Source organism: Streptomyces panacea (assembly GCF_040560175.1).
GTDB classification, from domain to species: domain Bacteria; phylum Actinomycetota; class Actinomycetes; order Streptomycetales; family Streptomycetaceae; genus Streptomyces; species Streptomyces panacea.
Genome location: NZ_JARJHW010000237.1, coordinates 1 through 9,941, shown reverse-complemented (window position 1 = coordinate 9,941; position 9,941 = coordinate 1). Strand labels below are relative to the sequence as shown.

10 protein-coding genes and 1 pseudogene are annotated in these 9,941 nt (G+C 71.6%); all 11 read left to right on the top strand.

Features of this window, described 5'->3' with window-relative positions; translation table 11 throughout:
- Window positions 1-28: 28 nt before the first annotated feature.
- The gene (locus tag P3L51_RS32855; protein WP_354608996.1) at window positions 29-1,051 is read left to right on the top strand and encodes an aldo/keto reductase; all 1,023 of its coding nucleotides are present in this window, start codon (window positions 29-31) and stop codon (window positions 1,049-1,051) included.
- A gap of 87 nt (window positions 1,052-1,138) precedes the next feature.
- Window positions 1,139-2,212: an LLM class flavin-dependent oxidoreductase gene (locus P3L51_RS32850; RefSeq protein WP_354608994.1), complete on the top strand. Its 1,074-nt coding sequence runs from the start codon at window positions 1,139-1,141 to the stop codon at window positions 2,210-2,212.
- A 60-nt stretch (window positions 2,213-2,272) separates the two neighbouring features.
- Complete coding sequence (locus P3L51_RS32845; protein WP_354608993.1) at window positions 2,273-3,298, top strand: hypothetical protein; 1,026 nt, start codon at window positions 2,273-2,275, stop codon at window positions 3,296-3,298.
- Between the two features lie 87 nt (window positions 3,299-3,385).
- Window positions 3,386-3,721 carry a small hydrophilic protein gene (locus tag P3L51_RS32840; RefSeq protein ID WP_354608995.1) on the top strand — a complete coding sequence of 112 codons (336 nt, stop codon included), beginning with the start codon at window positions 3,386-3,388 and terminating at the stop codon, window positions 3,719-3,721.
- Entirely contained in the window at window positions 3,711-5,135 is a 1,425-nt protein-coding gene (locus P3L51_RS32835; RefSeq protein WP_354608992.1) for a sensor histidine kinase, read from the top strand. Before P3L51_RS32840 ends, P3L51_RS32835 begins: the two co-directional genes overlap by 11 nt.
- The gene (locus P3L51_RS32830) at window positions 5,132-5,791 is read left to right on the top strand and encodes a response regulator transcription factor (protein ID WP_354608991.1); all 660 of its coding nucleotides are present in this window, start codon (window positions 5,132-5,134) and stop codon (window positions 5,789-5,791) included. The genes P3L51_RS32835 and P3L51_RS32830 overlap by 4 nt, the downstream gene beginning before the upstream one ends.
- Before the next feature lie 132 nt (window positions 5,792-5,923).
- Window positions 5,924-7,357 carry an SLC13 family permease gene (locus P3L51_RS32825; RefSeq protein WP_354608990.1) on the top strand — a complete coding sequence of 478 codons (1,434 nt, stop codon included), beginning with the start codon at window positions 5,924-5,926 and terminating at the stop codon, window positions 7,355-7,357.
- Complete coding sequence (locus tag P3L51_RS32820) at window positions 7,354-8,529, top strand: glycerate kinase family protein (RefSeq protein ID WP_354608989.1); 1,176 nt, start codon at window positions 7,354-7,356, stop codon at window positions 8,527-8,529. The genes P3L51_RS32825 and P3L51_RS32820 overlap by 4 nt, the downstream gene beginning before the upstream one ends.
- Window positions 8,530-8,614: 85 nt before the next feature.
- Window positions 8,615-8,955 (top strand): annotated as a pseudogene (locus P3L51_RS32815) (carboxymuconolactone decarboxylase family protein).
- Between the two features lie 56 nt (window positions 8,956-9,011).
- Window positions 9,012-9,317 (top strand): VOC family protein, encoded by a 306-nt coding sequence (locus tag P3L51_RS32810; RefSeq protein ID WP_354608988.1) that lies wholly within the window; start codon window positions 9,012-9,014, stop codon window positions 9,315-9,317.
- A gap of 206 nt (window positions 9,318-9,523) precedes the next feature.
- The coding region (locus P3L51_RS32805) for a hypothetical protein (RefSeq protein WP_354608987.1) at window positions 9,524-9,941 on the top strand (418 nt) is incomplete at its 3' end.

The window sequence follows — 9,941 nt, the reverse complement described above, 5'->3', positions numbered from 1 at the left end:
CCCCACTTCAGAAAGGCATGACCGCCCCATGGGTTACCGAGCCGCCGATGACCGCTACGAGAAACTGCCCTACCGCCGCGCCGGGAACAGCGGTCTCGCCCTTCCCGCTCTCTCCTTCGGTCTGTGGCAGAAGTTCGGTGACGACTATCCGTTCGACACCCGACGGGACATCGTTCTGCGGGCGTTCGACCTCGGAATAACCCATTTCGATATCGCCAACCGTTACGGTCCGCCCGCCCGCGCGGCCGAGAAGTTCTTCGGACGGATCGTCAAGAGCGACCTGGCGCCGTACCGCGACGAAATCCTGATCTCGACCAAGGCCGGCAACCCCGTCGGGGACAGCCCCTATCTCAAGGGCGGCTCGCGCAAATCACTCCTGGCGTCGCTCGACCACAGCCTGCGCGACCTCGGCGTCAGCTACGTCGACGTCTTCTACTCGCACCGCCCCGACCCCACGACTCCGCTGGAGGAGACGGTGGGAGCCCTGGTCAGCGCGGTCGAGCAGGGCAAGGCGCTCTACATCGGCATCTCGAACTACCCCGCCGAACCGGCCCGCCGGGCAGCCGAGTTGTTGCGCCGAGCCAACGTCCCCCTGCTCCTGAACCAGCCGCGCTACTCCCTGTTCGACCGGAGCCCGGAGACCGACGGCCTGCTCGAAGGGGCGGCCGACGACGGCACCGGCGTGATCGTGTACTCGCCGCTGGCACAGGGACTGCTCACCGACAAGTACCTGGACGGGACCGTACCCGCCGACGCCCGCGCGGCGGCCAGCCGCTTCCTGTCGCCCGACGACATCAGTGACGTCTACCGCGAGCGGGCCGGCGCCCTGAACGACATCGCCGGGAAGCGCGGCCAGTCGCTCGCCCAGCTGGCGTTGCAGTGGGTGCTCCGCCGGCCGGAGGTCACCAGCGCACTCATCGGGGCGAGTTCGACCTGGCAGCTCGACCACAACGTCAGGGCGGCGACCGAGTTCCCGCCCCTGACCGACGAGGAGCTTGCGCTGATCGACCAGTACGCCGTCCACGGGACCGGCCTGCGTGCGCGTGGCTGACGCCGGGGGCCGGGCCGCGCGCGAGGCCGTCGGAGAACAACTCACCGGGCAAGGCCACCCTGCTCGACAGCGAATCGGAGTACTGACATGAGCGACGAATACCTCTGGTACATCCCCAACACGGTCGAGCCCGGTCATCGCGGTGACGACACGACCGACGGATGGGGCACGCTCGGCTTCTCCACCGAGATCGCCCGAGCCGCCGAGGAACACGGCTGGGGCGGAGCCCTCATCGGTACGGGGTGGGGCCGGCCGGACACCTTCACGGTGGCCACCGCGCTCGCCGCCCGTACCACCACGTTCAAACCACTGGTGGCGATCCGGCCCGGCTACTGGCAGCCCGCGCACTTCGCGAGCGCCGCGGCCACGCTCGACCAGCTCAGCGGCGGACGCCTGTTGGTCAACATCGTCAGCGGCCTCGACAACGCGGGGGCGTACGGCGACGGGGAGAGCGACCCGGCCCGCCGGTACGACCGCACCCGCGAATTCCTCCAACTCGTCCGCCGGCTCTGGACGGAGGAGAACGTCACCTTCCGGGGCGAGTTCTTCGGCGTGCAGGACTCGACGCTGAGCCCGCGCCCGTACGGCGCCGAGAACGGCCGTACCCCGAGGCTCTACTTCGGCGGCGCCTCCGCGGCGGCGGAAGCGGTCTCGGCCACCGAGGCCGACGTCCAGCTCTTCTGGGGAGAACCGCTCGACGGCGTGGCCGAGCGGATCGACCGTCTCAAGAAGCTCAGCGGATCCCTCGGCCGTACCCACGCACCGCTGGAGTTCGGCCTGCGCATCACGACGCTGGTCCGTGACACGACCGAGGAGGCCTGGCACGACGCCGAGGCGAAAGTGGCCGAACTGGCGGGCGCCCACGACTCGACGATCAACCCCCAACGGCGCCGAGCCGTCGGCCAGCAGAGGCTCTACGACCTCGCCGAGCGCGGCGATGTGCTCGACTCCTGCCTCTACACCGCCCCCGGCCGGGTCGGCGGCGGGGGCGCCGGGACCACCTGGCTGGTCGGCTCCCCGGACGACGTGGCCGCCGCCCTGCGGAAGTACGGCGAACTCGGCATCACCCACTTCGTCCTCTCCGACACCCCGTACAAGCCGGAGGTCGCCCGCATCGGCGACCAACTGCTCAGCAGGCTCCGGGAACACGCCCCCGTGTGACGGCCGCGTCGGCGAGGATGGAGGCACGCCGCCGGGGGAGCGGCGTGTCTGGGGGCTTCGATGGACGACGGCGCGCTGGTGCGCAGGGTGCGGGTGGGGACCGGCGAGGTGCGGTCGCTCGTGTGGGACGGCGACGATCTGCTCGACCCGGTGGGCGGCTGGCGCCGCTGGTCACCCGACGGGACGGAACACCGGCGCGAGCGGCGGGGGTACGGCAGGGGGTACGACCGCGCCGTCACGTCGCCGTCGGGTCGGTGGACCGTGGTGTACGCCGAGCGGGGGACGAGCGGCGTACTGCTCGACGGGCGGCGGGTGGTCCGTGAACTGCCCCGGGACGAGTACCACGCCGAGGATTACGACTACCCGGTGGGCCTGGGGGCGCTGTCGGACGGCCGGGAAGTACTGGTGCACTGCCCCGAGAACTACGACCGGCTCCAGATCGAGGACGTCGCGACCGGAGAACGTCTGGCCGGCGGCACGGCTGAGGCGACCGCCGGCACGTTCCATTCACGACCGGCGGTCAGTCCGGGCGGTCGCTGGTTGATGTCGGCCGGCTGGGTGTGGCACCCGGCAGGCGTCTGCCGCGTGTACGACCTGGACCGGGCCGTGACCGACCCCTCGGTGCTGGACGGACACGGACTCCTGAACCACTGGCCGCTGATCGACGCCGAGGCGGACTCCGCCTGTTGGCTCGACGGCGACCGACTGGCCCTGGTCACCGGCGACATCGGTGGGGATCCCGAGGAGGACGGCACGGTGGACGATGAGCGGGAGCTGGGGCAGCACCAGCTCGGCGTGTGGTCCTGCTCCACGGCGACATGGCTCCACCGCCACGATCTTCCCGGTCCGATCGGCACGATCCTCGGGTGCGGCGAAGCGGTCCTCGCGCTGTACGGACATCCGCGCCTGTTCGACAACCGTACGGGCGGGCTCGTCGCGCAGTGGCCGCGGCTGGCCATGCCCCGGCGGCAGGGTTCGTACGGTGTGACCCACAAGCCGTCGCCCGTGGCCGCCGTGCACCCGGACGGCGGCCGGGTGGCGCTCGCGCTCAAGGACGGCATCGCCGTCATCCGCCTCCCGGGGTAAGGAGGCGGGCGGGGCCCAGGGCCTTCATGAAGAAATCCTCATCCCGGCTTCATGTCGGCCGTCGGCCCGCTCGCCAAGATGGACCGCATGGCCTTCTCACCTCGTCTGGCGGCCCTGGCGGCCGTCGTCGCCGTCCCGCTCGGCATCGCCGCGACCAGCTACGCTATGACCGACAGTCCCGACGCGCCCAAGGTGCCTCCCGGCGTACAGCTCTCCGACACGCCGAGTGGCGCGCAGAGCGGCACACCGGACGACCGGCGGAGCACCGGACCTGGGTCCTCGCCCACGGGCTCGCCCACCGGTTCGCCCACGGGTCCATCTACCGCTTCGCCGGGCGGGACATCCGACGACGACGTCGTTCCGGGGCCGTCGGCCGGCGACGGTGACGACGACGATGGCGACGACTTCGGTGATGACGGTTGACGTTCCGAGGATCTCCGCCCGGGTGCGGATCCTGCTGTGGCTGCTGGTGGTGATGACGGTGGCCCTGGGGGCCGTGGCCGTCACGGTGCGCTCGATCCTCCACCGGGACGTGGAGCACCGCATCAGCCAGTTGCTGTCCCAGGAGACGGGCGAGTTCGCGAACTTCGTCGTCCAGGGCGTGGACCCGGACACCGGCCGGAGTTTCGGTGACTCGCGCAAGCTGCTCCAGACCTTTCTGCAACGGCAGTACGCCGACCGGGACGAGGAGTTGCTGGGCCTGCCCCGCTCCTCCGCGACCCGGTCCGACATCGTCCGGCAGCGCCGGGACATCCCCGACCACATCGCCCTGTGGCAGGACGACACGTCGCTCGGCCGGATCCTCGCGGCCAAGGGCTCCTCCGGCACACTGCACCGTTCGCGGGGAGAGCTTCGCTGGGCCAAGGTCACCATCCGGCCGCTCGGCGACGATCCTCCCGGCGCCTTGATCGTCGCCTTCCACGCGGACCGCGAACGGGCCGTCGCCGACAAGACGTTCTGGACGCTGCTGGCCCTGTCGGGCATGGCGCTGATCCTGGCGAGCGGCATCGGCTGGGCCGTCGCCGGCCACATCCTGGCGCCCGTCCGCCTCGTACGGAAGACCGCCGCCGAGCTGACCGAGCGGGATCTCACCCGGCGTATCCCCGTCGAGGGCCGGGACGACATCGCGGCGCTCGCCGAGACGTTCAACGGCATGCTCGACCGGCTGGAGCAGGCGTTCGCCGCGCAACGGGTGTTCGTGGACGACGCGGGACACGAGCTGCGCACCCCGATCACCATTGTGCGGGGGCACCTGGAACTGATGGGCGACGATCCTGCCGACCGCGAGGAGACGATACGGCTCGTCACGGACGAACTCGACCGGATGAGCCGCATCGTCGAGGACCTGCTGCTCCTCGCGCGGGCCGAACGGCCCGACTTCGTCCAGCCGGAACCGGTCCAGCTCGCCGAGCTGACCGCCGACGTCTTCGTCAAGGCCCGCACGCTCGGCGAGCGGGAGTGGCTGCTCGACACCGTCGCCGACCGCGAGGCGGCGCTGGACCCGCAGCGAATCACCCAGGCGATGGTCCAGCTCGCCCAGAACGCCGTCCAGCACACGGTGCCGGGCCAGCGCATACGGATCGGCTCGCAGGCGCACGGCGAGCGGATCGAGCTGTACGTCGCCGACAACGGACCCGGGATTCCGCCGCAGGACGCCGAGGTCATCTTCGAGAGGTTCCGGCGCGGCACGGCCCGCCGGGGCGCCCGCACCAGCGGCGCCGGACTCGGCCTGGCCATCGTCAGGGCGATCGCCGAAGGCCACCACGGCCGGGTCGAACTGCGCCGTACCGACGGCGGCGGCGCCACCTTCGTACTCATTCTGGAGACGAGCTCATGAATCGCATTCTGATCGCCGAGGACGAGGAACGGATCGCCTCCTTCGTGGAGAAGGGCCTCCGCGCCAACGGCTTCACCACCGTCGTCGCCGACGACGGCGACCGCGCACTGCACCACGCCGTGTCCGGCGGCTTCGACCTGGTGCTCCTCGACATCGGCCTGCCGGGGCGGGACGGATTCACCGTCCTGCGGGAGATGCGCGAGGCGCGCGTCACGCTGCCCGTCATCGTGCTGACGGCCAGGGACTCCGTACGCGACACCGTGGCCGGGCTCGAAGGCGGCGCCGACGACTGGATGACCAAGCCGTTCCGCTTCGAGGAACTGCTGGCGAGGGTACGGCTCCGGCTGCGTACGGCGGCGGGGGCGCCCGAGGTCACCATGCTGCGCAGCGGCAGCCTCAGCCTCGACCTGAGGACCCGGCGCGCACGGGCGGACGAGCGGACCGTGGATCTGACGGCCCGTGAGTTCGTGCTGCTGGAGATGTTCCTGCGCCACCCCGGGCAGGTGCTGTCGCGCGAGCAGATCCTCTCCCACGTGTGGGGCTACGACTTCGACCCCGGCTCCAACATCGTGGACGTCTATGTGCGGGCGCTGCGGCGGAAGTTGGGCGCAGAGCGGCTGGAGACGATACGGGGGATGGGCTACCGCATGCCGTGAACGCGGCCGTGAACGCGGCTGCGGACGCGCGCACTTGGGCCCGCGCGCGGCTCGTCGGCGCACTCCCGCACATGAAGCGGCTTTCACCCGAGCCTCATTCGGACCTCACGGCCCGACCCCAGGCTGATCGTCGTGCCCCTCTCTCTCCGGCGGACCGTCGGCCTCGCCGCCGTTCTCAGCTTCTGCGTTCTGCTCGCCCTGCCCGGCGGTCTCCTCGGCCTCGGCGGCGACGCGCGGTTCACGCTCGTCGTCTTCGTCCTCGCCACGTACACCTGGATCACCACCTCGGTGGACGACACGTACGTCGCGCTCGGCGCCGGACTCGCGCTCACCGCGACCGGGGTGATCAGCAGCGAGACGCTCTTCGCCACCCTCGGCGACGAGACGGTGTGGCTGCTGATCTGCGCCTTCGTCCTGGCCGCCGCCGTCAGCAAGACCGGACTCGCGGGCCGTGCCGCCGCCTGGCTGGTCGGCGGGGCGGGCACCGTACGGCAGTTGGTGCATCTGACCACGGCCGGACTGGTCGTCACGGCCTTCGCCGTCCCCGCGACCTCCGGCCGCGCCGCCCTCGCACTGCCGGTCTTCCTCGCGCTCGCCAAAGCGCTCGCCGACCGGACCCGGCTGGTGGTGATGCTGGCGCTCCTCTTCCCGACGGTGATCCTGCTCTCCGCCGTCGCCACCCTCATCGGCGCGGGCGCCCATCTGATCACCGTCGGCGTGCTGTGGGAGCAGACAGGGGAGGAACTGGGCTTCGTCACCTGGCTGATCCTCGGGCTGCCGCTCGCCGTGGTCTCCTCCCATCTGGCCGCCGAACTCGTGCTCCTGACGACGACCCGTCGGGCCGACCGGACGGGGCCCGTGCGGATCACCACCGCGCAGATCCAGGAGCACTCCGACGCTCCGGTGCGAGGGCCGCTCACCCCGCCGGAGGCGCGGTGCCTCCTGCTGCTGGGAACGGTGGTGGTGCTGTGGTGCAGCGAACCCCTGCACGGCGTTTCTCCCGCGGTGGTCGCCCTCATCGGCGCCGTCGTCGCCGCCTCGCCGGCACTGGGCACGGTGGGCCTCAAGGACGGCCTGCGAACAGTGCCCTGGCCGCTGCTCCTCTTCATGGCAGCCACCATGGCGATGGGCATCGCGCTCTCCGAATCGGGCGCGGCCGACTGGCTGGTGGGCTGGGTGCCCGGTGGCGCGTCGATGCCGCCGTGGATGTTCCTCGCCGGTGTGGTCGTGATCAGCACGGCGGCCCACCTGGCGCTCCAGTCCCGGTCCGCCCGCTCCTCCGTCCTGGTCCCGTTGGTGGTCGCGGCGGCGACGGCCGCCGGCGTCAATCCGGTCGCCGCCGCGTTCGCGTCGACCGCCGCCGCCGGTTTCTGCCACACGCTCCCCGCCTCCGCCAAGCCGGTCGCGCTCTTCGCCGACCTGCCCGGCACACCCACGTACACCCCGCGCGATCTCCTGCGGCTCTCGGCCGTGCTCGCGCCCCTCACCGCGGCCCTCGTGCTGCTCTTCGCCCTCGCCGTCTGGCCGTTGCTCGGCGTGCCCGTCCATCTGGAGACCCAGCCATGAGCTACCGCATCGTCATCGCCCCCAGCGGGTTCAAGGAGTCCCTTTCCGCGGCTCAGGTGGCCGAGTCCATCGCCGAGGGCGTCCTTCGGGTGATCCCCGACGCCGACATCGACCTGATCCCGCTGGTGGACGGGGGAGAGGGCACGGCGGAAGCGCTGGCCCTCGCGGGCGGCGGCCGGCTGGTGCCGTGCACCGCGACGGGCCCGGTCGGGCTTCCCGTGAGCACGCACTTCGCCCTGCTCGGCGAGGACGGCCCCGGTCCCCTCACCGCTGTGGTGGAGATGGCCGCGGTCGCCGGTCTCTCCCTCGTACCGGCCGACCGGCGTGATCCCGGGACCACCACCACGTACGGCGTGGGTGAGCTGATCCGGGCCGCCCTGGACCTGGGAGCGCGACGGGTGCTCGTCGGCTGCGGGGACTCCGGCACGTCGGACGGCGGCGCCGGAGCGCTCCAGGCGCTGGGCGCCCGGCTGACGGACCACCGCGGCCGCGAGCTCGCGCCGGGCGGCGCGGCGCTCATGGAACTGGACCGGGTCGACACGTCGGGACTCGACAGGCGTCTCGCGGGCACCGAACTGCTCGTGGCCTGCAACCCCTTCAACGTCCTGTGCGGTACGCACGGTGTGGCACGCGTATTCGGGCCGCAGAAGGGGGCGGGTCCGGCCGATGTGGAGGTGCTGTCGGCGGCCCTGGAGCGCTGGGCGGCGGTTCTCACCCGGGACCTGCCGCCCGCGATCGATCTGCGGACGGCCCCCGGCACCGGGGCCTCAGGCGGCCTGGGAGCCGGACTGGCCGCGCTCGGGGCGCGGCTCCTGCCCCGCTTCGAAGTCCTGCTCGACCGGCTCGACCTGGACGCCAGGCTGGCCCGTGCCGATCTGGTGATCACGGCCGAGGGGGCGCTCGACCACCAGACCGTACGCGGCAAGATCCCCGCCGAGGTGGCGGGCAGAGCCCATGCGGCCGGAGTGCCGGTGTTCGTGCTCGCGGGGACCATCGGGCCCGGCGCGCACCTGGTGCGGGCGATCGGCGTCGACGCGTACAGCGCGATCCTGCCGGCGCCGATGTCGCTGCCCGAGGCGATCGAGGGGAGCCGCGAGATTCTCGCCGATGCCACGGAACGCTCCCTGCGCATCCTGGAGTTGGGCACCCGGCTGGCGCTCCGGGCGGCGTGACGGGAGGGAGATCCACCGGGCCGTCACATTCCGTCCAGCTGATCCGTCGGTGCTGTGTATTCCGGTACCTACGGCGGAGGAGCTCATCAGGAACGCCCGTTTGAGCGTGTTCGGCAACACGGCCGGGTCCAAGGCCCTGAGCGGCTTCGTCGCGGCCGGCAAGGTGGTCTCGGGCTCGGCGTTGCCGGCCGCCGCCACGCAGATCCGCGCGAGTCGGATCAACGGCTGCGGTTTCTGCACCGACATGCACACCGAGGAGGCCACGGCGGCGTTCCGGACGAGGTCTGGGCGAACGCGGCCAAGCACTACGACGAGGACCGGCTCGCCGCCCTGGTGTCCCTGATCGCCCCAATCAACGCGTTCAACCGCGTGAACGTCATCGTCCGGCAGCCCGCCGGCGACTACAGCCCCGGCCAGTTCGCCTGAGGGCTGCCCCGTAGCCCCCGGCGGGCGCGCGACGACAGCCACGGCACCTCGCCGCGTTGTCGGATCGCCCGAATACGCCCGGTACGAGGGCGACCCTCCGCCGCGTCGAGCTGATCGAGCGTGCCGGCTCCAGGCGCCCCCGGGATGTCACCGACCCGCCGGACGCCTGCCGCGACCAGGGCTACGGCCACTGGGCCCTCGAAGTCGACGACCTGGATGCGGCGTTCGCCGGGCTCACCACGGCCGGAGCGCAAGCGGTCCGGCCGGCCGGCCGACGCCGTCCGGTCCGGCGCCCGCTTCGCCCGCGTCAAGGACCCCGAGGGCAACCTCATCGAGCTGATTCAGCCTCGGCCGCCGCCTGAATCCCGGAAGCGCGGTGGGGCTTTGTCCACGAGGGGCGAGTGGTCTGGACATCTCCGGCACATCTGGTTCCCCCACCGGATGTCCGGTGTTCACACAAAGGTGCACGCCGCTCTGCCGTGCTCATTGAGGGTCAGGTTCGTCGATGATGCGAATCGGCCAAATATCTGCCGGACGCCTGAGTGTGTCCGGGAGGGGGCTGCACCTCATGAATCACCCGCGCTTTCTGTTCGTACTCAGACCCGACGCCGATACGGCGACCCCCGGGGACAGGTCCCTTCCGGAGCGCTCCGCCGCGACCGGTGGGGCGGTGTCGCTGGTGTGGCGCCTGGTGGGGCCCAACAACCGCGGTCTCGGCCAGAGCTGGCGGAGCCATCCCGACCAGGAGACATGCCGGGCCGCCGTGCGCGGATTGCGTGAAGGAGTGACACGGGCCCGGCCGCTCATCGCCATCGCGGAGTCCTCCGGGTTGTGGACCTGGCGGCTCGATCTCGACGGTGAGCGGGTCGCCGTCTCGGTCCGGTCCTACCAGCGCCAGCGCGAGTGCCACTACAGCCTGGAGAACTTCTTCCGGTCCGTACCCCATGCGCAGATGGCGGCCGGCCTGGTCTCGACACCGGCCCGGC

Coding starts and splice junctions, on each gene's coding strand:
- P3L51_RS32845 (WP_354608993.1), top strand. CDS start 2,273: ATGGACGACGGCGCGCTGGTGCGCAGGGTGCGGGTGGGGACCGGCGAG.
- P3L51_RS32840 (WP_354608995.1), top strand. CDS start 3,386: ATGGCCTTCTCACCTCGTCTGGCGGCCCTGGCGGCCGTCGTCGCCGTC.
- P3L51_RS32835 (WP_354608992.1), top strand. CDS start 3,711: ATGACGGTTGACGTTCCGAGGATCTCCGCCCGGGTGCGGATCCTGCTG.
- P3L51_RS32855 (WP_354608996.1), top strand. CDS start 29: ATGGGTTACCGAGCCGCCGATGACCGCTACGAGAAACTGCCCTACCGC.
- P3L51_RS32830 (WP_354608991.1), top strand. CDS start 5,132: ATGAATCGCATTCTGATCGCCGAGGACGAGGAACGGATCGCCTCCTTC.
- P3L51_RS32850 (WP_354608994.1), top strand. CDS start 1,139: ATGAGCGACGAATACCTCTGGTACATCCCCAACACGGTCGAGCCCGGT.
- P3L51_RS32820 (WP_354608989.1), top strand. CDS start 7,354: ATGAGCTACCGCATCGTCATCGCCCCCAGCGGGTTCAAGGAGTCCCTT.